This window comes from Treponema endosymbiont of Eucomonympha sp., assembly GCF_001028545.1.
In genome coordinates, this window is the sequence record NZ_BBPW01000753.1 from 1 (window position 1) to 22,620 (window position 22,620).

17 protein-coding genes and 2 pseudogenes are annotated in these 22,620 nt (G+C 47.1%); 4 read left to right on the forward strand and 15 right to left on the reverse strand.

Translation table 11 applies throughout. From position 1 onward, the window contains the following. Window positions 1-212: pseudogene (locus AWU74_RS09180) on the forward strand (ABC transporter permease); the annotation flags it as partial. A 69-nt stretch (window positions 213-281) separates the two neighbouring features. Here the strand turns inward: AWU74_RS09180 and AWU74_RS09185 are convergent. Genes AWU74_RS09185 through AWU74_RS09195 form a run of 3 tightly spaced genes read right to left on the reverse strand, consistent with a single transcriptional unit; the run spans window position 282 to window position 4,809 of the window. Continuing rightward, complete coding sequence (locus AWU74_RS09185) at window positions 282-3,113, reverse strand: DEAD/DEAH box helicase (RefSeq protein WP_062329035.1); 2,832 nt, start codon at window positions 3,111-3,113, stop codon at window positions 282-284. After that, window positions 3,110-3,832, reverse strand: a complete 723-nt coding sequence (locus tag AWU74_RS09190; protein WP_162505169.1) for a DNA methyltransferase — start codon at window positions 3,830-3,832, stop codon at window positions 3,110-3,112. The genes AWU74_RS09185 and AWU74_RS09190 overlap by 4 nt, the downstream gene beginning before the upstream one ends. Continuing rightward, window positions 3,784-4,809, reverse strand: coding sequence for a DNA methyltransferase (locus AWU74_RS09195; protein ID WP_062329041.1), 1,026 nt, complete (start codon window positions 4,807-4,809; stop codon window positions 3,784-3,786). Before AWU74_RS09195 ends, AWU74_RS09190 begins: the two co-directional genes overlap by 49 nt. A 182-nt stretch (window positions 4,810-4,991) precedes the next feature. Here AWU74_RS09195 and AWU74_RS12370 point away from each other — a divergent pair, with 182 nt between their 5' ends. Continuing rightward, window positions 4,992-5,399 carry a hypothetical protein gene (locus AWU74_RS12370; protein WP_187151005.1) on the forward strand — a complete coding sequence of 136 codons (408 nt, stop codon included), beginning with the start codon at window positions 4,992-4,994 and terminating at the stop codon, window positions 5,397-5,399. Here the strand turns inward: AWU74_RS12370 and AWU74_RS09200 are convergent. The 9 genes from AWU74_RS09200 to AWU74_RS09240 form a co-directional block, all read right to left on the reverse strand. Further along, entirely contained in the window at window positions 5,338-6,411 is a 1,074-nt protein-coding gene (locus AWU74_RS09200; protein WP_062329045.1) for a D-alanine--D-alanine ligase family protein, read from the reverse strand. The genes AWU74_RS12370 and AWU74_RS09200 overlap by 62 nt on opposite strands. Beyond that, window positions 6,408-8,108, reverse strand: coding sequence for a UDP-N-acetylmuramoyl-L-alanyl-D-glutamate--2,6-diaminopimelate ligase (locus AWU74_RS09205; RefSeq protein WP_238580306.1), 1,701 nt, complete (start codon window positions 8,106-8,108; stop codon window positions 6,408-6,410). Before AWU74_RS09205 ends, AWU74_RS09200 begins: the two co-directional genes overlap by 4 nt. Window positions 8,109-8,261: 153 nt before the next feature. Then, window positions 8,262-8,900: a hypothetical protein gene (locus AWU74_RS11210; protein WP_187151006.1), complete on the reverse strand. Its 639-nt coding sequence runs from the start codon at window positions 8,898-8,900 to the stop codon at window positions 8,262-8,264. Then, window positions 8,804-9,346, reverse strand: coding sequence for a hypothetical protein (locus tag AWU74_RS09210; protein ID WP_062329049.1), 543 nt, complete (start codon window positions 9,344-9,346; stop codon window positions 8,804-8,806). The genes AWU74_RS11210 and AWU74_RS09210 overlap by 97 nt, the downstream gene beginning before the upstream one ends. Beyond that, a complete protein-coding gene (locus AWU74_RS09215; protein WP_062329051.1) occupies window positions 9,343-9,603 on the reverse strand; it encodes a hypothetical protein in 261 nt (86 codons plus the stop codon). The genes AWU74_RS09210 and AWU74_RS09215 overlap by 4 nt, the downstream gene beginning before the upstream one ends. A 260-nt stretch (window positions 9,604-9,863) precedes the next feature. Next, on the reverse strand, window positions 9,864-10,523 hold the full coding sequence (locus AWU74_RS09220) for a hypothetical protein (RefSeq protein WP_062329054.1): 660 nt from the start codon (window positions 10,521-10,523) through the stop codon (window positions 9,864-9,866). Between the two features lie 430 nt (window positions 10,524-10,953). Further along, complete coding sequence (aroF, locus tag AWU74_RS09230) at window positions 10,954-12,930, reverse strand: 3-deoxy-7-phosphoheptulonate synthase (RefSeq protein WP_062329107.1); 1,977 nt, start codon at window positions 12,928-12,930, stop codon at window positions 10,954-10,956. A 471-nt stretch (window positions 12,931-13,401) separates the two neighbouring features. Further along, window positions 13,402-14,313 carry an AvaI/BsoBI family type II restriction endonuclease gene (locus AWU74_RS09235; RefSeq protein WP_238580307.1) on the reverse strand — a complete coding sequence of 304 codons (912 nt, stop codon included), beginning with the start codon at window positions 14,311-14,313 and terminating at the stop codon, window positions 13,402-13,404. 22 nt (window positions 14,314-14,335) lie between these two features. Further along, window positions 14,336-15,787, reverse strand: a complete 1,452-nt coding sequence (locus AWU74_RS09240) for a DNA methyltransferase (RefSeq protein ID WP_062329063.1) — start codon at window positions 15,785-15,787, stop codon at window positions 14,336-14,338. 319 nt (window positions 15,788-16,106) lie between these two features. Here AWU74_RS09240 and fdhF point away from each other — a divergent pair. Both fdhF and AWU74_RS12375 read left to right on the forward strand, forming a co-directional pair. Continuing rightward, window positions 16,107-18,173: pseudogene (fdhF, locus tag AWU74_RS09250) on the forward strand (formate dehydrogenase subunit alpha); the annotation flags it as partial. A gap of 192 nt (window positions 18,174-18,365) precedes the next feature. Continuing rightward, the gene (locus tag AWU74_RS12375) at window positions 18,366-18,590 is read left to right on the forward strand and encodes an AvaI/BsoBI family type II restriction endonuclease (protein WP_238580308.1); all 225 of its coding nucleotides are present in this window, start codon (window positions 18,366-18,368) and stop codon (window positions 18,588-18,590) included. Window positions 18,591-18,712: 122 nt separating this feature from the next. Here AWU74_RS12375 and AWU74_RS12505 read toward each other — a convergent pair whose 3' ends face one another. Genes AWU74_RS12505 through AWU74_RS11220 form a run of 3 tightly spaced genes read right to left on the reverse strand, consistent with a single transcriptional unit; the run spans window position 18,713 to window position 22,516 of the window. Further along, window positions 18,713-19,687, reverse strand: a complete 975-nt coding sequence (locus tag AWU74_RS12505) for a TIR domain-containing protein (RefSeq protein WP_062329074.1) — start codon at window positions 19,685-19,687, stop codon at window positions 18,713-18,715. A gap of 3 nt (window positions 19,688-19,690) precedes the next feature. Continuing rightward, window positions 19,691-22,081, reverse strand: a complete 2,391-nt coding sequence (locus AWU74_RS09260) for a hypothetical protein (protein ID WP_062329078.1) — start codon at window positions 22,079-22,081, stop codon at window positions 19,691-19,693. A gap of 30 nt (window positions 22,082-22,111) precedes the next feature. Then, window positions 22,112-22,516, reverse strand: a complete 405-nt coding sequence (locus AWU74_RS11220; RefSeq protein ID WP_162505172.1) for a hypothetical protein — start codon at window positions 22,514-22,516, stop codon at window positions 22,112-22,114. Window positions 22,517-22,620 lie beyond the last annotated feature (104 nt).

Consider the following 22,620-nt stretch of genomic DNA (forward strand, 5'->3'; position numbering starts at 1 on the left):
CGTCCATTGTAGCGGCGGAGATGCTGGCGGCGAAGGAAGGGCTGGGTTATTTGATTTTCACCTCCCGCCTGTATTTCCGAATCGACTGGATTTTAGCGGGAATCATCGTGCTGGGCATCCTGGGCTATTTGAGCGATAAGCTGTTGCGGCTCTTTGGCAGTACGGTTCTGCGCCGCTACGGCATTCATGACGCAAAAGAGTTCGGCACATAAGGTGGAATTACTTGATAGAGCTTTGTGTCCTGTATATCGCCGATAGCCCCCAGCGCCGACTGGATGCTTTCACGAAAGGTTCTTACCAATGTCTGAAATATATTCTTCAATATTTTTAATAATATCATCTAATGTAAGTTTATCTTTAGGGTTACACGCGATTTTATGCGGAATATATTTTTCTTGCTTTAATTCAGAAATAATATTTGCTTTTTTATTTCCTTTTCCGCTGTGGTGATATATTTGCCCTGTCAAAGCTAAATGATACTTTGATTGTCCTGTTACAAGACCTCGTAGAACATCTGTATGTTGTAATTTTGTATTATTGAAAAATTCAATATCCCAATCATTTGTTGCAACGCCTTTCTTTTCAAAATAATTATTTAGTTCCTTTTTGATTTGCGATTCATCAGTAACTTCACCTAACACGCAAATATTAAACGGAGTAGAGATTTTCAACGAACCTTCAGGTTGAATTATCTTGTTCATATTAACCGCGCTACGCAAAGTAATAACCTGCGTTTTATATTCGTCGTTGATACGATTCGCTTCTGTCAAGTCCATAGTCAAAAGTTCGTTTTTGAGCTTCTGGTCTTCTAATTCACTTATGGTTTTAGCCAATTCAAAGTAGAGCTGTTGTGTTTCTGCATCTTTTTCTGGTGCATCGTTTTCGTGTACCTTACGTTGACTTTGATTATACCGGAGTAGTTTTTCTTCAAACAGCGAATTGAAAGAATCTAGTTTTTGGTCCTTTAATGCTGTAAAGAACTGTGAAAAATCAAGCGGGGATAAAATATAGAAACGAATTTTTTCTTTATTGTTTGCACGGGCGATATAATCGCGCCCCGCATTTAATTTTAGTACATTCTCCGGTTTAAAATCTTTGTTGTCTTTGATTTCAACAATTATTGTTTCTTGCTTTGTTTTAATTAAAAAATCAGGATAAAAACCGTAGTAATGGTTATCCAATTTTTTATACGCGATGCCAAAGTATTTGCTTTCGCCTGCCCCATTTTTAAACCACCAAAGAATATCGTCATCCGTGCTTTCTAATTCATCGATAAACGATTCTTCCGGTTTAGAAAACTCTATTTTACCATTCTTGTTTCTTTTAACATATAATTTTCTATCATCACTTTGCTTGATGATAGATTTATTAGAACGTGAATACTTTTCATAATCGGTGAAAATGCTAATACTTGGCGGAATTTCCCAATCATCAGTTGTAACAACTTCTTCATTGCGCGGAGGTATTTGAGCATATCGTTCCTTTGCGTTTTCCAGCAGTCGCATAAAAACTGGGTTATTAGTTTTGTACATAACAATGTATGCAATGGTATCTTCGTTTTCGATAGTATGCGTTTTTATAAACCACGCGCGGAGTGCGCTCATAATTATTTGCGTTGACCTCGCTCTTGCATAGGGAGTTGTCATTTTTCCGCAGAAACTCACATAATTATTGACAACCTCTTCGTGCGCTTTTTGCATGCGTATTTTACGAGCAAATTCGACCTCCTGCGACTTATCGATTTCAATTATGCGCCCTTCGTCACCGATTTGTTTATAGCTTGTATGTACGGTTATATTCAAACCGTTTAATTCATCCTGCATTTCTGACGCTGCAGTAAATAAACATTTTTTAAATGCTCCCGAAAGCCGTGTAAGTTCACGTTTGCGTCTGATAAACTCGGAAAGCAAAATTAAGGGTTTTGTGTTTATTTCTTCGTCGCGTTCCATTTGCAAACTGCTAACATAATCGCTTGCTAATTCCTGCACCACTTCAAAATTATCTGATGCTGAAAAAATATATCCTGCGTTCAGTTCCGGCTTTTCTGGATAGTGTATTTGTTCCGGCATACGCATAATGCGCCCCAATGTTTGAATATTAAAACTATACCGCTCCTGTTTCCATTCTCGCTGCAAGAAAAGAATCGACGCCCTCGGACAATCCCACCCCAGTGCAATAGCTTCCTTAAAAATCAATACTTCCACTCCGCTGTCATTCGGCTTTACTTGTGCGTCTATCTCGTGAATAGCGTCTCCAGAGAACCGCAAAGCCAATTTGCCGTTTTGTTCGGTAATGCCAAATTCAGCTAATAACCCTGTGATATAATCTTCTGGATTGCTGCTGTCGGTTTGTTTTTTATTCGGAATTTGAATAAGCAGCAAAGGATTTATGCTTTTCCCCAATATTTTATAAGCGCGGCAGAGGTCTTTTCGTTTTTTGAGCGCAATATCCAATAAATCTTTGTTTTCTTTTGCGTTCCGGCAATTTGAGTTGATTAAGATTTCCCGCTTTATCATTCCTTGGTCAACGACTTTCCTCAAAGGAATTTCTATCATATGCCCGGTCTTCGGTAAGGGCGTAGCGGTCATTTCGATTATAAGACGCGGTTCTATTTCTTTGATAACCTCTTGTGCTTTATCGGTTTTTGCCGTTCGATGACTTTCGTCGATAATGAGGATAATTTCGCGCCCGTCTTCTTTAGTGTTGGTAACGACCGACGCTAAATTCCAGTTGCGTTCATTATCAGTGCGGAAAATATTGTTTTCCTTTATCAGGCTATCCCAGTTGATAAATACGATTTCATTCTCCGCAATCGTATTGTCCTGAATATCTTCAATGGAAATACAGGTCAGCAAGCGTTCTTTCTCCAGATATAAACTCAAAGCCTGTTTGCTTTGCCCGTGCAAAGAATTGACCGAAATCCAAATAAAACAATATTCGGCAGGGCGTATCTTTTTTATGATTTTGCTTATAGCTTGTGAAATAATATACGTTTTGCCCGAACCGGTCGGCGCTTTTAAAATGATAGGCGTGTTGCGGTTATCATTCAAAAATTTGACTGCGGTATCGGTGATTTCGTCAATATATTCAATTTGATACGCGATTTCTTTCATTTTTTTGCCGCCCGTGCGTTTCGGCGATATACGTTCAGAATCGCTTCAGGTATTGCCTTTACTAAAAAATCGATAAGTAATTCAGAAAAATCATCTGCGTCATACTCATGGTCATAACTGAATACATAAATAACGGTTTTATGTACCGGTTTCAATTCGGTTAATGCGGCGCAACATGTTTGAATGGCATTTTCGTCATAAATAATAGCGGTTTGCCGCTTGTTGTTTTTGAAAACGGCAAAATCGCGATTTTCCTCAGCAAAAATCACCGCTTCAAATGTATTTTCGGCAATGCAGAGTAATTCCGTGCTCCGTGCAACCAATACCCGTTTATCATTGTTTGTAACCACAAACGGCACAAAATCGGTTTTGAAGTATTTTATATTCGCCGGTATTCCCTCTTTGTCTGCATAACCTTCGATTACTTTTTTGATACGCGGATAGGTTACGTCTTCGCAAATGTTGTTTTCATTATTAGTGCAGAGGATAAATTGCCGATTTCCGCCGTCTTCTTTATTTAGTTCCAGTACAGCGTGTCCGGTAGTGCCGCTGCCGGCAAAAAAGTCGAGGATGAGAGCATTCGGTTTAGAAGTTATTTTCAGAATATCAATTATCAAATATAACGATTTAGGATAATCAAATATCTTGTTTGTTGTATCAAATATTGATTTTAGTTCTGAGGTACCGCTAACAGACGCATATTTAGGTTTATTCCAAATAGTTTTGTTTTTTCTCCGGTATTTTCATTCTCACGCTCTTTAACATATAAATTGATTTCACCGTTTATATTTTTTATTTCTATATATTTCTCTTTTTCTTCTTCAAAAGTTTCTGCATTCCACCGCCAACACCGCTCAATACCCTTATCATCTATTGGCAGTAATGTGATATAACCTTCCTTATACTGAGCAGTTAATACACCATAGTTTTTACTTATGTAAATTGGATAAAATAGATTTGGTCTATCTTCTTTCCTTGAATTAGCACCGCTCCTTCTATATCCTCTGAGTTTATACCGACCATATATATCAGCATCTTTGTATTGTGAAATTTTGTCTTTCGATAAATTTAATGTCCCAATCTCTGCTTTGGTATTATTTTTTGCATATACCAACATATATTCGTGTGCTGTCGGAAAAAATTTTTCATCCTGCCGACCTCCTGGATTGTGAACCACCGTTAATGTTCCAAGCCTGTTTTGTTCACCAAATATTTGGTCAAAGAGTAGCTTTAATCCTGCAAATTCGTAATCATCTATTGCACAGATAATTATACCCGTGTTTTTTAGTAGCGTTTTGCATAGCCGCAGTCTTTTATTCGTGAATGAAAGCCACTTGCTGTGCCGATATGTATCTTCTTTGTCTACATAGTTATTGTTGTATTTCCATGATTTATTTCCCGTATTGTACGGCGGGTCAATATATATGACGTCTATTTTCTTTTGGTGGGTAAAATTCAGCGTGTAAAGCGCATGATAGTTATCGCCTTCAATGATAAAATGGGTAGGCGGATCATCGGCAGAGCGGATTTCTTTCGTTTTGTCTTCAACTAAAACAGGAAGTTCCTGCGTGCATTGGTCGGCTACGTCTTCCGGCTTGTCTTTCCACACCAAACCGTAACGCACCCGTTCTAATCGTTCCAGCTTATCTTCCAACTGCTCCCGCGATAAATCAGCGTATTTATTTTTATTTGCCATACAAGTTTTGTGTTTTCTTTAGCAGAGATTATACGCACTTGCGCTATGTTAGACAACGTGTTTTCAAAAAAGCACATTTTCCGCTCGCGCCGAATACCGACGATAGCAGGAACCCGTATCCCCGTTTGCATACATTTTTTGTTCCATGCTTCTGTTCTCTTTATTTTTCGACGGCGAACCGTATGCCCGCCGCTTTTTCACCTTCTTGTGCCGTTCCCGTTTCCAGAAAGCAATGCTGCCCAGCGAATAAAGTTAGCAATTCAGCGCGTAAAATTAAGCGCCCGACTAATAAAATCTTCCATTCGATGCGTTGGGTGAAGAATTTTACTCGTTGGGCGCATCGTTTTATTATTTGGATGGAAAATTTTATTCGCCAGATCAACCGTTTTATTATTTGGATCAATCATTTTACGAATCGGATCCATCGTTTTACGCGTAAAATTTATCATACAACTGATAAAATTCGCTATTCGACGGGCGGAAAAGGCGGCGGGACTTGCCGGAAAGACCGGCTGCCGACACGTCCGCTCAAACTCTTGCCGCGCGTGCGCGGAAACGCTTCACGCCGTCTTCAAGCAGCAATTCGATGAGGGCGGGAAAGGCGAGCCCCGCTTCCGCGCACAGTTTGGGAAACATGCTGATAGGGGTAAAGCCGGGCATCGTGTTGATTTCGTTCAGAAAGACGCTGTCCGTACCGCGCTCAAGAAAGAAATCGACGCGCGCCAAGCCGGCGCAGCCGAGCGCACGGTAGGCTTTTGCCGCCGCGCCGGTGATTGCGGCGTATTCCGCGGCGCTTATCGGCGCGGGAATGACAAGCGCCGCGCCGTCGGGGTCGACATATTTTGCGTCGTAGTCGTAAAACTCGTGGCGCGGAATGATTTCACCCGCGCCGTATATGACGACACTTTCGGCTTGCGCGCTGTCGCCCGTAACGGCGGTTTCGATTTCTCTCGCGTCAAGCGCTTTTTCGATAAGTGCTTTATCGTCCCACTTGAACGCTTCGCCGAGCGCCGCCTCGAGCGCGACGCGGTCTTTCGCCTTCGCGGCGCCGACCGAGCTTCCCGAACAGCACGGCTTTACAAACAGCGGGTAGCCGAGCGCGCATTCCGCTTGAGCGGCGCGGCTTGACGCGGAATCGCCTGCGTACACCCGCACCCACGGCACCACCGGCAGCCCCGCCTGCTGCCAGATGATTTTTGTCTGCTCCTTATCCATTGCGACGGCGCTCGAAAGGACGCCGCAGCCCGCATAGGGAACGCTCGCCATTTCGAGCAAGCCCTGCACCGTGCCGTCTTCGCCGAAGGTACCGTGCAGCGCCGGAAACACAATGTCTACGGGGAGCCGCTTCCCTCCGGCATAGAAGCCGCCGCCCGGAACAACAGCGATTACCGCCGTTTCCGCTATAACAAGCGCCGCCTGCGGGTCGCCCAAAAGTCGCATATATTCCGCGTCGTCCTGCAAAAACCAGCGCCCTGTCTTCGTGATTCCGGCGAGCAGCACGCGGTGTTTCGTCCGGTCTATATTCCGCGCAATTGCGGCGGCGGATACGAGCGACACCTTGTGTTCGCCGCTTTTGCCGCCGCCGAGGAGCAATACGTTCATGCCGTATATCCTTTTTCCGCCAATGCCTGTTCCGCCTCGGCGATTTCGTCATAAGGCATAGCGAAATCCTTGTAGATTATGGAGTTTTCGTGCGCCTTGCCCAACAGCAGCACTATGTCTCCGCTCTCGGCAAACGCGAACGCCTGCCTGATAGCACGGGGTCTGTCCGGGATGACGAACACGTCTCTGCCGCGCATCTTTCCCGCTTCGAGGCAGCCCGTTTCTATCGCTTCGAGCAACGCTCGGGGGTCTTCGCCGCGGGGGTCTTCGTCGGCAAGCACGACGATATCCGAATAGCGCCCGGCGATTCTGCCCTGTTCGGGACGTTTTTCCGTGTCGCGCTCACCGCCCGACCCGAACAGGCTGATGATTTTGCCTTTTGCCCGCGCGCGGAGCGGCGGAAAAATCGCCTCGAACGACGAGGGCGTGTGCGCGTAATCGACGAGCACCTCAAAGGGCTGCCCACGGCAGATTGCGGTCATGCGCCCGCGCACCGGCACAAGCTGCGCGGCAAGGGGCGCAAGCGTCTCCACGCTGATTCCGCACAATCGGCTCACCGTAACAAGCGCGGCAAGCACATTCGCCGCGTTGAACGCGCCGGGGAGCGGGGCTTCCACGCAGAAAGACAGACGCGGCGCAGTGTTCTCGTCCGCTGACACGCTGAACGAGACGCCGGTCTTTCCGGCGGATATGCCCTGCGCGGCAAAGCAAGCGGCGAATCGCCCGTCTACGCTGCCGGACGCGCTGAATCCATAGGTGTTGTGCCGCGTCGCCGCCGCGAAGAAGGCAGCGGACAGGTCGTCGGCGTTGACCACGCCGAACGCGGGGACGGTTCTTTGCGTGCCGCCGATTCGTTTTTCGTGCGGGTGCCCGTCCAAGACGCGAAATAAATTCGCCTTGTCGTCGCGGTAGTGCTCCCACGTGCCGTGGAACTCCAAATGCTCGCGGGCAACGTTCGTCATTACGGCGGCGTCGAAACGCACGTCGCCCAGCCGATTCGTCCGTAGCGAAAGCCCGTGCGACGAGGCTTCGAGCACGGCGTATTCACAGCCGTTTTCTGCCATTTCGTACAGCCGCTGCTGCACCACCGGCGCTTCGGGGGTTGTCTCGTGGCGGGGATTCGCCTGCACCTCGCCGCCGAGCGAATACGCCACCGTCGAGATGAAGCCGGCTTTTTTTCCCGCAAGGCGGAGCAACTGCCAGATGAACGATACGGTGGAGCTTTTGCCTTCGGTGCCGGTTACGCCGACGACGGCGAGCCGTTCCGACGGGCGCCCGTAAAACGCCGCAGATACCGGCGACAGGGCAAAGCGGGCGTCGGCGACCTGCGCGAGCGCCGCGTCGCGCCGCCGTGCCGCTTCGAGCGCGGCGACGGGAAGCTCGCCCTGATATATGACCGCCCGCGCACCCGCTTCGAGCGCCTGCGGGATATAGTCGGCACCGTTTGCGTGAATGCCGGGGAGCGCAAAAAAGAGCGAGCGAGGGGCGGCGTTTCGGGAGTCATAGGCGATTCCGGCGATAAGCGGGTCTGATTCGCCGTTCAGCGCGAGGCGGCAGGGAATGCCGGATAAAAGGCGCGAAAACCTAAGTTGCATGATGCAGCAGTGTAGCGCGGAACCGGCGGGGAAATCAACGGAAAGAAAGGCAAAACCCTTCCGCCTCTCGGTCAGCCCCGGTATATGCGCCTCTATGCCCATAAAAAAACAGGGCGTTTGCCCTGCTTTTGCAGCGTCCCAAAATGTGCCGTAGTGAGCCGTGGGAAGGAGCGCAGCGACTGACCTAGGCGAACGGAACCCGGAGGAGCGTAGCGACGAACCGTAAACCGTATGTTATGTGCAGTTGGACAATTTTTACCGGACTGATTCATATATTAAATATTTTGATTTTCGTCTTTTTCCTGTGGTATCATTTGAAAGATATGTTTGTTTTTTTACCAATCTGACACAATCAACATTTTTGCATTCCCCTTCAAATTGATTTAAATTGACAAACTCATGCCTTCTTTTAATACCTTTTACATATCCAGAATCATCTTCAATCGTTTCATCGAATTGCTGAGAATATGAAAATATAAAAACACGTTGCATTCCATATTCCAAAACGTGTTTTTTTAATCTGTTAACATAGGCGTTAACACCCTTTGATTCCAAGGTTGCTCTTTTTGCAATTAATATTATTGATATTTTTATTTTATCACCATCAAAATACAAGCGTGTCATATCGCCTGGATTTCTCTTTGTGAAATATTTTAAATATTCAAAAAAGGCCCTACTTTCAATTAAAAACGAAGATTCATCCATTGTACCATATAATTTTGAACCTATTCTCCTATATTCTTCTAATAATACACGAGTCAAGAAACCTATTTCATCAAGTTTTGAGTATGTATTTATTAAATCTTTATTTTCGTCGGATTCATTAAAGAAAGCAGTAAATATGTTTCTAATAAAGTAATTGTATGCCGAATCATAAATTCCTTGATTGAGCATTTTTTTATAAAATAATTGTCCAGCGTTTTTAGAACTTTTAAGTCAATGGAATTTCTTGATCTTGGTAGCAAAGCCATTGGAACAAATGCACTACATGCATTTACAATGTTTTTATCATTGTTGTCTTCTTTCTTCAATACAATTATTACCTTATTTTCATTAACATATGCATCATCATTAACATTTGCCCATTTAATACGTAGCCCAAAAGGTATTATTCCATCCGCTTCTTTATTAACCTGTTTTGCGATAGATGAAATTTTATAGTCCAAGTTACTTGATATTACTTTTCTTTCACTTTTTTCATTTTTCCATAATGAAAATTTGTTAATTAAGTATATCCATTTATCTATTTTTTCTGGGTTATTAACAATATACAGAATCAATGAAACTAAGGCTGACAAGAAAAAAAATATACTTATCGGAATAAATATTATTAACATCATATACCCCCCTGAATATCTTCCAAACAGTTTTGATTATCGCAGATAAACTTATACTCATTTTCTTTATAAACAATTGCCGCAATATTATCGCCTGTGATTATTTTACCACATTTAATACAATGCAATATATGATTCAAATAGTCATCATATTTATTTTCTTTCTTTAAAAATTCTGTAAAATCATCGTCTGTAATTGCGTCAATCTCCTTTTTTATGATCACCATAGCCTCCAAAACAATAATATTTGTCTTTATCAACTACTACATATAGTGCCTTATTTTTAAATATACGCTATATGTAGTATAATATCATAAATTATTTTATTATATTTTTCAACAAATGTCAATTGTCCAATTGCACATAACGTATGTTAGGCGATGTTCTTTTTTGCCCAGCCGCGAAGCGGCTTTTATTAATGCTTTATACAATTATTTGTAATAAAAAACTGCTACGAAGCGCCGCGCCACGGACGGCGCGGCGTGCCTCACTATAGCCAACACTAATACTGTATTTTTATTTACGGCACAATCGCCTTTACAATTTCGCCCCAGGGTCCTTTGTCCCCTTTGTTATTTTCCCAGTGGGGGCAAATGTATAAGGTCTTGCCCCTGTCCGGCTCGTCAAATGAAAATATATAGGGCGTCGCGGTGGCAAAGGCTGAATTGCGCAAGTCCGCAATAGAAACGGGCGCGGTTTCCAGCAGAGACCAGCGCAATTCTGCGCCGTGAACGCCCTGCGGCTTGCCCCGCCTGCCGCTTCCGCTGTCCCTGAAATGAGCCGATATTTGGCGGATTACGGAACTGTCCAATTCTATTTCAGGAATGGTAGAGGGAGCGGGGACTGGTGTGCGGGTGCTGTCGTGCAAGGGCAAGCCCATATTTCCCTTGTCTACGTCCGTTACTTCGGGGTTATAGGTCAGATATGCCTTGATAAACGTCCGCAGCGCCGCTTTGAGCGCGTCCCGCGCCTCGTTCTTTGCCAAAACGTCCACTTTGCCGCGGTTCGGGTTTTCGGCTCTGTCGTAAGCCGTCTGATAGTCGGCGAGCAGGGTCTGAATGGGCGCAAGCGCCGTCTCCTGAATGTTAAAGCCGGTCAAATGCGCCGCTACATAAGAGGTCAGGGTCTTTGCCCACTCTAAAAACGCCCCGTCTTGGTGGGGAATAAAGTCTCCAGACATAACTTACGCTCCTTTTAGGGGGCGTTGATGCCCCCTTTTATGTTCTACAGGGTTTTCGTAGTGTACTACAAGACTTTCGTAGTGCACTACCAGACTTTCGTAGTGCACTACCAGACTTTCGTAGTGTACTACCAAACCTTCGTAGTGTACTACAAGACTTTCGTAGTGCACTACCAGACCTTCGTAGTGTACTACAAGACTTTCGTAGTGTACTACCAAACCTTCGTAGTGTACTACAAGACTTTCGTAGTGTACTACCAAACCTTCGTAGTATACTACCAAGTCTTCGTAGTGCATAACTAAACCTTGGTAGAATATAACGGGACACTCGCGGTGTTCTGCGAAATCTTGGTAGAACACCGCCTTTCCGCCGTGCAATTCCGGTAAGCTGTTTCCTAAAGGAACATGGTCATTCGGCGTCCGCGCAAATCTAACAGCTTCGCTCGCGGTAAATGCCCAATAGCCGCACGTCTTCCGCCCGCGCGCTGAGCTGGGCGACCACTTCGCGCATGAGCGCCGCCGCTTCTTCCGCGCTGCCTTCGGGCATTTCCACGTCGGCGTAAAACGTATACCGCCACGGCTCGCCGTGGCGCGGGCGCGATTCGAGGCGCGTCAGGTTCAGCTTTCGCGCGTGGAACACGCCGAGGCATTCGTATAATGCGCCGGGGGCGTTCTTCGACAGAAAGATAAACGACGCTTTGCTCGTCTCGCCGGAAAACGGGTAGCCCGTGCCTTCCGCGTCGGCGGGCGCAATTATGACGAAGCGGGTGTAGTTTCGCGCGTCCGATTCAATGCCGGACGCCAGCTCTGCCAGATTGTGATACCGCGCGGTGATTCCCGACGCGATTGCGGCGTTTTCGGGGGAACCCTTCTGCGCCACGATTTCCGCCGCCTCCGCCGTGGAAGGCGCGTCGATATGCTGCCATTCGGGGTGCTTGCCGAGGAAATCCGCGCACTGCGGGAAGCCGTGCGGGTGGGAATACACGTTTTTTATTGTGCCGACCGACGCGCCCGCGACCGCGAGCAGCGAGTGCCGAATGCGGCACGTTACCGCGCCCGCGATTTTGACGTCCTCAAAGCGGGAAAGGTTGTCGTAGTTTTCGTAGACGGAGCCGGCGAGGCTGTTCTCGATAGGAACCATCGCGTAGTCGGCTCGCCCGTCCGCCACGGCGGCAAAGATTTCGCGGAACGACGGCAGGGGGAGCTCGTCCGCGTTTTCGCCGAAATACTGCCGAATCGCCTGCTCGGCGAACGCGCCTCGGCTGCCGGAGAACGCGCAGACGGGCACTTTCCCGCCGGCGGAAGCCGCCGGAATAGCGGAAGAAACGCCCGATTCCGCGCGGGTTTCGCGGATAAGGTCGTCGCGGCTCTTCCGAATGACGGCAACCTCCCTGCCGACCACCGGGGCGAGCGTCGCAACGTCGCGCATGAGCGCGTCAAACTGTTCGGGGTAGAGCGACTGCGGCCCGTCCGAAAGCGCCTTGTCCGGGTCGCAGTGCACCTCCACAAGGATTCCGTCCGCGCCCGCCGCGATAGCCGCAAGCGCCATAGGGGGGATTTTGTCCCGTATGCCGAGCGCGTGGCTTGGGTCGACGATAACCGGAAGGTGCGTCAGCGGGCGCAGCACCGGAATTGCGGACAGGTCGAGCGTGTTCCGCGTCGCCTTTTCATACGTCCTGATTCCGCGCTCGCACAGAATCACGTCTTCCGTGCCCGACGACAGGAGGTATTCCGCCGACATGAGCCATTCCTCGATAGTCGCCGAAAGCCCGCGCTTCAAAATGACCGGCTTGCCCAGCTCGCCGACGCGTTTCAGCAGCTCGAAGTTCTGCATATTGCGCGCGCCGATTTGGTACACGTCAACGTACTCGCGCATGAGCGGAATATGCTCGGCGGCGACGATTTCGGTAACGATCGGCAGCCCGTAGGCGTCGCCCGCTTCTTTCAGCAGTTTCAGTCCCGCCTCTCCCAGCCCCTGAAACGCATAGGGACTGCTGCGCGGCTTGAACGCGCCGCCGCGGAGCATTACCGCGCCGGAGGCGGCGACGCGGCGCGCGACGGCGAGCATTTGCTCGCGGGTTTCGACCGCGCAGGGACCGGCGATAGCGACAATCTTTTTGCCGCCCACGCTGATTTTCTGCCCGCGGCTGTTCCGCACCGAAACGACCGTGTCGTCCCGCTTGAACTCGCGGCTCGCCCGTTTATAGGGCTTGGAAATCGGTATGACGCGCTTGACGCCGGGGAGCACTTCCACCTCGCGCGGGTCTATGGCGAGCCTGCCGACCGCGCCGAAAATGGTTTCCTCTTCGCCGACGATTTCGTTTACGTGGAAGCTGTTCTTTTCCAGAAACGCGCGGAGTTTGGCGCGGTCGTCCGCTGATATGCTTTTATCTAATACAATGACCATAACGGCAGGATAGGCGCGGATAGCGGGCGTTGTCAAGGGCGTTCGACGATACCCGTGCTGCGCACGGGTATCGTTCGAGTTTCTTCAAAAAATTCGACAGCAAAGGTGGGATAGAGACAAGGCGTAATGGCGGGGCGAGCGGAACCGCTCGATAGCCTTATGCGCCGGTCACTATGTTGGCTGGCATAAAAAACAAACAGGGCTTCCGCCCTGCTTGTTTCACTTGCGTTCTTCGGGGAATTTGCTCGGAAGCCTCATAGGTGGAAAGTTCCGGCAGGCTCTCTCGGTAGGCATAACGGTGCGCAACGACGAACCATAAACCGTATAGTATACGCCGTTTTTTGCCCCTGCCTCCAATAGCCCGCCGCCACGGACGGCGGGCGTGGGACTAATGCTTTTTTACAAAAGGTTTTATATTTTTTGTATTTATGGTATAATTGTCTCAATAATATCGTTCCATGACCCTGTGTATCAAATTTTAACCAGCCATTCCGCTAACGAAACTATCTGCTCCGGTTTAGTTAAATTCGCGGCGTTTTGCAAATAATTGGCTTGCAAATGAGTATATATTTCACCTGCCATTTTAGATTCGATTGCCGCCCCAATAAAGAAAAGCTGAGGAAAAACTCTTTTTTGCTCAAATGCAGCTTTGATTCTGTCTAGCGCTGTTTTTGCCGTTTTCCAGTGCTCATCTGCACCGGCTGGGTCTATTCCGCCTTTTAATTCCCCAAGGGCTATATAGCTTTCCGCATTTGTAATAATCTCTTTTAGAGATTCCGTATGCGGTTTGTTGACAACTAATATGTCTACGTTGTTTTTTACAATGGGTATAGTAGTGTTGAAAAACAGCGTCCTTACTTCTGTGCTATCCCATGAAAGACCTTTTGCATTTTCAATATCCATATCATTGGTGATATTTAAAGATGAAGCCCATTCATTCGCATTATCCATGCAGACATAAAACTGTTTGCCGGATAAGCGTAACGAAGAAATTATTGATAAGCATAATTTGCGTTGCGCTAAAGCGCCAACTATATTTCGCATTTTTCCGCCTAAACTATCACCTTTAGTCAGCAGAAAACGAAAAACCAATTCCTCATTGAACTTATCGCCGGCGGGAATTAAAAAATTTTTTACAAACTCTTGTATGGCTTCAGTGCAACCCGCATCGCCTAAGTATCCCGCCGCTTTATCAGAAATACCAGCCGCCGCTATTAGAGCATTTCTAATATCCGGTATCTGGAGTAAGTCATTTGGGCTTTTCGCTTTCTTGGCGCGATTTTGTAAAACCCGCGCTTCCGCGATAAAGGGCGTTGCCTGACGATTCTTTTCCAGCGCTATTGCAATAAAGCCAGCCCGTGTTTCATTGTACGATGTTACCAAATCATCTGCCGCAGCGATATGATTAGTATAGGTTATCATTTTTTCTCCACGTATACACACATTTTCTTAAAGCGTCCCGACCGTGTTCGCTCATCTGCTGACTGCTATTCCCTTTCGCAATAGGCAAAACAGATATTGACTCAACCTCAAAACCAAAGCGCGCCGCAATATCAGATAAAATTAAATCAACCGATATGCTTGCGCCTGCATACCGTACATTATCATTAACCATAACTACCCGCGCGTCTTTTTTTAGAACACGCGAAAATTCAAAAATCACGCAGGCCATTTCGTAAAAATATCCTTTAACCATTCTTGGGATGCCGTTGTTGTTTAATGTTTTTTCCTGTTTCTTATGGTTAAGAAACAAAAGAATTTTTTGTAAGAGTTCTTGCTTTTCAACCGCCTCTAAAGGAATAGCCCATGAAGAGTTAATTTCAAGCAACTTTTTTTCTCTATTTTCTACGGTGCAGCTTACCATTTCCTGCCGCAATGACAAAAGTTTTTTTTCATCAACACCAAGCATAGCCAATTCCAAAGCATACGTTCTGGTATAATCATACCGATTACAATAAGGCGGTGATGTTATTATTACATCAATGGCAGCATCTTGCAGTTTTTGAAGCTCGTTAAGGCATGACCCTTCAATAAGGGTGATTTTACCTCGTTTTGTTTTTGATTCAGAAAAATCAAACAAACTGCCTGTAAAACCTTTTGAATCAGCAATAATTTCCCCCAGCTTTTCAGTAATTGCGTCATTAAAATTTTTAATTTCGCCTTTGTCAAAAGGAATTGCCCCCCAGCACCGTCCGGAACGCTGATCCCACCGTAAATACTGTCCGTCTTTTCGGGTGAAACTGATATTTTCAAGAATACAGCACAACGTAAACAACAATATTTTTTGTACACTGGCATTCTCATTTTTCATGCATGAAAGATATTGCTTTATTAAAACAGCGCTTTCTTCTGTATAAGCGCCATTGGTTATTTTTAATATGATAAAGGCATCGCCGTTTTTAGCGTCAATCCACGGTTTATTTTCTTTCCAGAATAACAATCTGTTAAATTCAGCGTCAGAAAAGTTATTTTGCAATAAATTACGCGCCTTGATAAGTTCCTGCCCAATGGGTAATAATTCAATCCCTATAGAATCAATGCCCAAATCGCTTGCGGCAAAAAGGGACGTCCCGCTTCCCGCGAATGGGTCTAAAACAACTTCCCCCGGTTTTATGCCGAATTTAAAAAAATAATGATTCAAGAGGCTGACAGAAAATCCTTCCTTATATTTATACCATCTATAAAAAGGTATGTCCTTGTTTGCTTGAAAACTTACGATTTTTCTATTGAGCGCGGTATCTATAGAAAGCACAGAGTCATATTTTTCTTTGAGCCTGCTATCCAAGCCGTCAATCTCGGCTAACAGATTGCCGTCCTGTAAGCGTGTTTCCGTCAAATTCGCGCTTGTTTCAAACATGGAAATTATTATAGCCTGTTTTTTAAGATTGCGCTATTGCCCCTGCCGCGAGTTTGAAAAACGAACTCGGCATAAAGGCTTTTGCCTATCGACGAAAGGAATCCGCGGCGTACAGCCGTTTCTTTTCGCCTTTCGGTCAGCTTTCTTAATAATCTTGTGCGCCGGTCGTTCCGCTTGCGGCGGCACGGCTCCCGCCGTTTTTTTCGTGCTCCAGCGCGGCGCATTGCTTCCCGCCGCTCTTTTTACAAAAAGGCGTTGACAAATCGCTGAGTGCCTTTTATTATTTTGAAAGCAAGTCAATTTGAAAGGAGACGCCATTATGTCGGTAAAAGGCAAAGATGTGCAGACTACCTGCCCCTATTGCGGCACGGGCTGCCAGCTCATATTAACGGTAAACGAGAATGAGAACAAAATCGTCGATTGCCGCCCCGCACAGAGCGAAATAAACGAAGGCAAGGCTTGCCTGAAAGGCTGGTACGGCTGGGACTTTTTGAACGACCCTAAAATTCTCACCAAGCGTATTCGTAAACCGATGATACGCAAAAACGGCAGGCACTCTCCCTTAGTCGAGGCTGAGTGGGACGAGGCTATCAAGTTTGTCGCCGACAACCTCCGTGCGATAAAAGAGAAATGGGGTCCGGACTCCATTATGGGCACCGGCTCGGCGCGAAGCACCAACGAAAACAACTATCTTATGCAGAAGTTTATGCGGGCGTGTATAGGCACAAACAACGTAGACCACTGCGCCCGCCTCTGACACGCGGCTTCCGTTGCAGGTTGCAGCGCGGCGATAGGTGCGGGGGCAATGTCCCTTTCGATACCTGAAATTGACAATATCGAAGTAATGCTCAACATAGGCTACAACGCGGCGTCGGCGCACCCGCTTGTTGCCCGCCATATGCTCAAAGCGAAGCAAAAAGGCGCAAAAATCATCTGCGTAGACCCGCGCTTTACCGAAACGGCGCGGATTTCGGACATTTTTTTGCAAATCAAAGGCGGCACGAATATGGCCGTTATAAACGGCATAGCAAACGTGATTATCGCCGAAGACCTTATCGACCACGAATTTGTCGAGGCGCATACGACGGGCTTTGACGAATACAAGGCGGTTCTCCTCAAATACACGCCCGAATACGCAGGCGCTATCTGCGGGATAAAGCCCGACGATATACGAACAGCGGCTCGGCTTTTCGCAAAATCCCGCCACTCGGTCGTTATGTGGGGAATGGGCGTAACGCAGTTTACCCAGGGAACGGACGTTATAAAAGGCATCTGCGCCATTTTGCTTATGACGGGAAACTTCGGGCGTCCGTCTACCGGTGTCGCCCCCGTGCGCGGACAGAACAACGTACAAGGCGCCTGCGATATGGGCGCTTTGCCGAATGTGTATACGGGCTATCAGTCCGTCGCCAGCCCCGAGGTTCAGGCTAAGTTTGAAAAAGCGTGGGGCGCGAAACTTTCGCCCAACGCCGGGCTTCACGCAACCCGCGTGCCGGAGCGCGTCCTGGAAGAACCTGACCCGGCAAAACAGATACACGCCTACTATGTATACGGCGAAGACCCCGCCCACTCCGACCCCAACTTAGAGGAAGTGCGCGAAGCCCTCGAAAAACTCGACTTTGTGGTGCTGCAGGATATTTTTATGAACGGCACCAGCGTGTACGCCGACGCCGTCCTTCCCGCGACAGGCTGGGGCGAACATAACGGCACCGTATCGGCGACGGACCGCAACGTCCAAAGGCTCCGCAAACTGCTGGAACCGACCGGGGACGTAAAAGAAGACTGGGAAATCATCTCTCTTGTGTCAACGGCAATGGGCTACCCTATGCACTACAGCAATCAGGAGGAAATCTGGGAAGAAATGCTCAGCCTCACCCCGAGTTACGCCGGCGTGACGTATGAAAAAATCGAAAAGTACGGCAATATCCGCTGGCCGTGCCGGACGCGCGATATAAACGACCGGGGAACACAGTATCTCCACAAGGGCGGCGTCTTTTCGACGCCCGACGGCAAGGGCAAATTCATGGCAGCCGAGTACGCGCCGGTCAAAGAGAAGGAAAACAGCGAATACCCGATAGCCCTTTCAAACTTCCACGCGGTAGGGCATTATTCAACGCGGACAATGTCGGGCAACTGCCGCACCCTGCGCAACCTTGAGGACGAGCCGGGCGGCATCGAGGTGTCGCCCTGGGACGCGCACGCTGCCGACATAAAAAACGGCGACATAGTGAAATGCGTTTCCAAACGCGGACACTGCTACGCGCGCGCCGAAGTTACAAAGCGCGTGCGCAAAGGCAACGCGTATATGACCCACCAGTGGTGGATAGGGGCGGTGAACGAGCTTACCGTCCCCTACCTCGACCCGCAGAGCAAAACGCCGGAATATAAGTACTGCGCTATCCGCGTTGAGCGGATTCTCGACCAAGTATGGGCGGCGGCGGAAGTGGCAAGAATCTACGAGCAGATACGGCGCGCTATGAAAATCCCCGTGCCGGAAGGCTCGATGAAAAAAACGCTGCCGAAGGTGCACGCCGGTGTATGCGTAATGGCGGGGCGAGCGGAACCGCTCGATAGCCTTATGCGCCGGTCACTATGTTGGCTTGCGGCAGATGATTTGGTAACATCGTACAATGAAACACGGGCTGGCTTTATTGCAATAGCGCTGGAAAAGAATCGTCAGGCAACGCCCTTTATGGCGGAAGTGGCAAGAATCTACGAGCAGATACGGCGCGCTATGAAAATCCCCGTGCCGGAAGGCTCGATGAAAAAAACGCTGCCGAAGGTGCACGCCGTGTATGTGTAAGGGAATACCGCCTGCGCTCATGCGCAGGCAGCGCTGGATTTGAGTCTGGGGCAGTCAAAAGAAGCCGGTGAAGCGTTGCGGCAAAGACGGCACACCGTGCTTTTGTTATATACACCGTTGTTTTATTTTAGCGCTATTGTCCCCTGTATTCTATCTTTCAGTTTTTCGTATAAATCTTGCTCGTCTTTCCATTTTATAATGTTATAATGACTTACGTCAAAGTGCTTCTTCTCAAAGTCGACTTCCGAACAGGCAAATATAACGTCTTTCTTTAATGCCATAGCAAAACCGGCTTCAAAATATACGCCGTTGCGGTGTCCTGTAATGTCGGCAACGACAAAAGCGGACTGTTTAATATTTAGCAGTATTTGCCCGTTAATTTCATCGTTGAATTCGACTTTATCTATGCGTACCGGATTAAAGCCGAGTTCTGAGATTGCTTTTTGCACGTAGTTCCACGCTTCATTTGTCTTTTCATCAAACATCATAGCGACAAAAACATTTTTACTGTCTGTCCGTTTCAGGGTACTCTCAATTTCAAGCCAGCCTGTTACCGTTATTTTCAGTGGCCACGTATGAATCCCATCTATTTTAGAAAGCCAATTCTTTTCAAGCATAGCGTCAATGATGAAACCCTGTTCTTTTTCATCTTTCGCAAAAAAACAGTAGCAAGGCAATATTTGTCTTTCCTGATTTATATCTTCAAGTATTATTTCCTGCCCCCGATTTGGAAATTGTCGTGATAGGTTGAGCAATGAACGTTCTAATATTTCTGCAATATTCTCTGGAAATTGTGCCAGTAGCTCGTTAATGGTAAAACAAGTTTTATTTTTCGTAATTTCAAAAAGTGATTTTTGTTCATCGTAAATACAAATACAAATTCTTTTCTTAATCTCCAATAAATGTTGTTCGTACAAAACGGATAATATTTTGTACTGCAAGTTTTTGTTATCATTACAATAGATTATAACACCTTCGGTAACAAAAATTGTACCAAAATCTTCTTTTTGGAGAATACAAACATCATTACTGTTTTCACTTACAAACATCCATGGTTCGCCACAAAATTGAAACTCTTTTATTCCAAAACCATTCATTTCTTATTCCTTCAAAAACCCGTACTCATACACCTTCGGCCGTATCTTCGCCGCAAGCGTTTTGAGCTTTTCGCGCAAGGCGGCAAGAAGCGCGGTGTAGGTTTCATCCTCCGACTTTGCGTTCATCGCGCCGCTTTCTTTCCGCCCCTGAAAATATTCCCGTATATCATAAAAAGAAGCGTTGACGGAAGCGGTTCTGTTATCCTTGGTTTTGGCGTGATAGTGTTTCCACAGTTCCCGCCCCGCGTCCAGCACGGCGGCGGCTTCTGCGCTAAAGGTTTTGCCCTTGAGAAAGCCGCTCATAAAGGCGGATTCAAATTTTTCCCGTGCGCCTACTTCTTTTTCGGTGAAGGGGAGCCAGTGGTTGACGCCATCGCGGGAAGAAATACGGTTTTGTCCGTGAAACAAGGTAAATAGCAAACAGTCATTTTGAAACTCAACGTCTGTTTTATAGTTGTCATTGGGAAAGTAAAATTGGTCGCGGTCATTGAGCCAAGTTGGTTCAATACAGAGACGAACGGCAAAATAGACAGAAGCTGTAAGGATCGTTTTATCAGTACAAAAGAACTGTCTACTTTTTCTGGTATCAATTGATAACGTAAGATACGGCTGATGTATTTTTTGAAAATCAGGAGATTCGCAAATCAATAATCCAATACTTTTTTCGCGTATATTATCAAATTTTCGTATCCAGTGATTAATAGATTTATGAAAGTCATCCCAGTATCGTTTTTTCCCGCCATATTTTGGTATATCTACCTCAATATATTCAGGAAAACGTTCACCGTTTAAATCCCAGATGGTGAAAGCAATAGGAAAATTACCGATTACATTATCAAAAGTGTCGGCACGAACGACAAAACCAGCTTTGTAATCAGCGTTAAAAAATTTTCTGAATTTAATAAAATTCTGAGTGCAAATAAATTTCATTTTTGAGAATACTGCTAATTTACACTTTGATATTTCACGGTAAATACGAGCCATAAATTGCGCTGAAAGTTCATTGGTCGCCGCGCCTATAAACGGTTGGTATTTGTCTTTGATTTTGTTATGCACCGAAACACCTGTCTTGGGATCCCCGCCTCCCATAGGCATTTTTTGGTTTCCCGCCTCCGCATACGGCGGGTTGATATACACAATCAGCTTCTTGCGCTTCTCCGGGTCGCCGATAATCTTCTTCAGTTCCGCGGGCAGTTTGTCAAAACTGTCGTTCAAAAAATCAAATTGAAACACGTGCCCGCTCAACAGGTTTAAGTTTTCGTCTATGTCTATAAGGCTCTGCATGGTTTCGACATTTCCCTGTTCAACGTCGGAAGCCCACACGTTATATTCATTCGACAATCCCGCAAGCAGGTTCCCCGTCCCCGCCGCGCAGTCCCACACATAGTATTCGTCCTGCCAGTTCTCCCCGAAACAAGCCTTAAGATATTCCTTTGATTTATCCGCCCAAATTTTCGGCGTAAAGAACGAGCCTTTCACCTCGCGGATATTCTGCGGCACCAGCAAGTCGCGCCGGTCGATAATATGCTGCTGGTACTCTGCCGCAGGCGGACGTTTGTATCTATTCCAGAAACGGCTATACGCCGCGCCGCCGTCGGTAAAATCTATCTTGTTCTCAAACCAGTCGCCCTCGATATTCTCACGCAATTTATACTTGTCATTCTCAAGAACAATCTTTAGCTTTTCCGTGATGCTGTTGCCGTTAGAAGACATTATATCGGCGCGATAAAAATCGCCGTCAAGTATGCCGTTTTTTATAAACCTTGCCCACCTCTCTTTTGACAAATTGATAACCGGCTTTACTTCTTTTACCCATTTGATAAAAATCTGCACAAAGTTATCTTTGGTTATGGGGCTTTTTATGGAGGCGGACGCTTCGTCTGCAAAATGCGTTTTGATAAACTCTTTCAGTTCCCGGTCGTCCGCGCCGAAGGCATAGACCGTGATTTTCGCGCCAATCAGCTTTGTAACTTTTTCCCGCGCTTTTTGAAAATCCGCCGTTTCGTGATTGCTCGGCGTCTGGTTCCAGTTAAAATCTGTTTCGGTAAAAATCGGCAGCAGCGCGTGAAACGGCACGAAGGCAATACGCGCCTCGTCGAAACAGCCGAGCCACGGCGGCGCTAAATGTTCGCCCTTTTCGTAGGTTTTCTTGCAGGTGAGGATGAGCTGGGTGAGCATATCGAAAATATCATGGGCGCCTTTCTTCGCTTCCGCCCAAAGATAATGCTTTGAGCTTCCCGCGCCGTCGCTGAAAAGGTCTGTGCGTGTTTTCTTATCGGTGATTACAAAGTCGATATTGCCGATATTCGGTTCGTAGCCGAATTGCGGGAAATAGTCGTCGCGGACAAGCCCTTTCAGCGTTTCCTCCTTCTGTATGCCGCCGTATGTTGGCACGTTCCCTCCGCAAAATAGTATGGGCTGATTTTAGGGCACGAACGTCTTTTTTACAAGCATATCTATGTTTTTCTGCGAAACAAGCACGGCTCCCGCCGTTTTTTTTATGCCCAAGCGCGGCGCGTAATCGGGCGGTTGTGCTTCAAAAGGTATACCTTTTGTCATAGAAGGTATACCTTTCACTCTAAAAGGTACTCTTTTTGCTTCAGAAGGTACACCTTTTAACTCGGAAGGTATACCTTTCAGCACAGAAGGTATACCTTTCAGCACAGAAGGTATACCTTTCAACACAGAAGGTATACCTTTTAACACAGAAGGTATACCTTTTAACACAGAAGGTATACCTTTCAGCATAAAAGGTATACCTTTTAGAACATGCTTAGGCGAATCCGCGCCCGCAGCTTTGCGCGTTGCCTCTCTGCCGGGTTCTTTCAAAAAACTCGGACGTTTTCCGCAAGGGGAACGCTGCCGCTCAAAACCCCCGGTCGTCGCCCACACTCCGCGCAACCTGCATGCAGCGCTTTCTGCGCTCCTGCGGC

Excerpts from the sequence above, each read along its gene's own strand:
- AWU74_RS09185 (WP_062329035.1), bottom strand. The coding sequence starts at position 3,113 with ATGAAAGAAATCGCGTATCAAATTGAATATATTGACGAAATCACCGAT.
- AWU74_RS09195 (WP_062329041.1), bottom strand. The coding sequence starts at position 4,809 with ATGGCAAATAAAAATAAATACGCTGATTTATCGCGGGAGCAGTTGGAA.
- AWU74_RS12370 (WP_187151005.1), top strand. The coding sequence starts at position 4,992 with ATGCCCGCCGCTTTTTCACCTTCTTGTGCCGTTCCCGTTTCCAGAAAG.
- AWU74_RS09200 (WP_062329045.1), bottom strand. The coding sequence starts at position 6,411 with ATGAACGTATTGCTCCTCGGCGGCGGCAAAAGCGGCGAACACAAGGTG.
- AWU74_RS09205 (WP_238580306.1), bottom strand. The coding sequence starts at position 8,108 with ATGGGCATAGAGGCGCATATACCGGGGCTGACCGAGAGGCGGAAGGGT.
- AWU74_RS11210 (WP_187151006.1), bottom strand. The coding sequence starts at position 8,900 with ATGCTCAATCAAGGAATTTATGATTCGGCATACAATTACTTTATTAGA.
- AWU74_RS09210 (WP_062329049.1), bottom strand. The coding sequence starts at position 9,346 with ATGATGTTAATAATATTTATTCCGATAAGTATATTTTTTTTCTTGTCA.
- AWU74_RS09220 (WP_062329054.1), bottom strand. The coding sequence starts at position 10,523 with ATGTCTGGAGACTTTATTCCCCACCAAGACGGGGCGTTTTTAGAGTGG.
- aroF (WP_062329107.1), bottom strand. The coding sequence starts at position 12,930 with ATGGTCATTGTATTAGATAAAAGCATATCAGCGGACGACCGCGCCAAA.
- AWU74_RS09240 (WP_062329063.1), bottom strand. The coding sequence starts at position 15,787 with ATGTTTGAAACAAGCGCGAATTTGACGGAAACACGCTTACAGGACGGC.
- AWU74_RS12375 (WP_238580308.1), top strand. The coding sequence starts at position 18,366 with ATGCGCCGGTCACTATGTTGGCTTGCGGCAGATGATTTGGTAACATCG.
- AWU74_RS12505 (WP_062329074.1), bottom strand. The coding sequence starts at position 19,687 with ATGAATGGTTTTGGAATAAAAGAGTTTCAATTTTGTGGCGAACCATGG.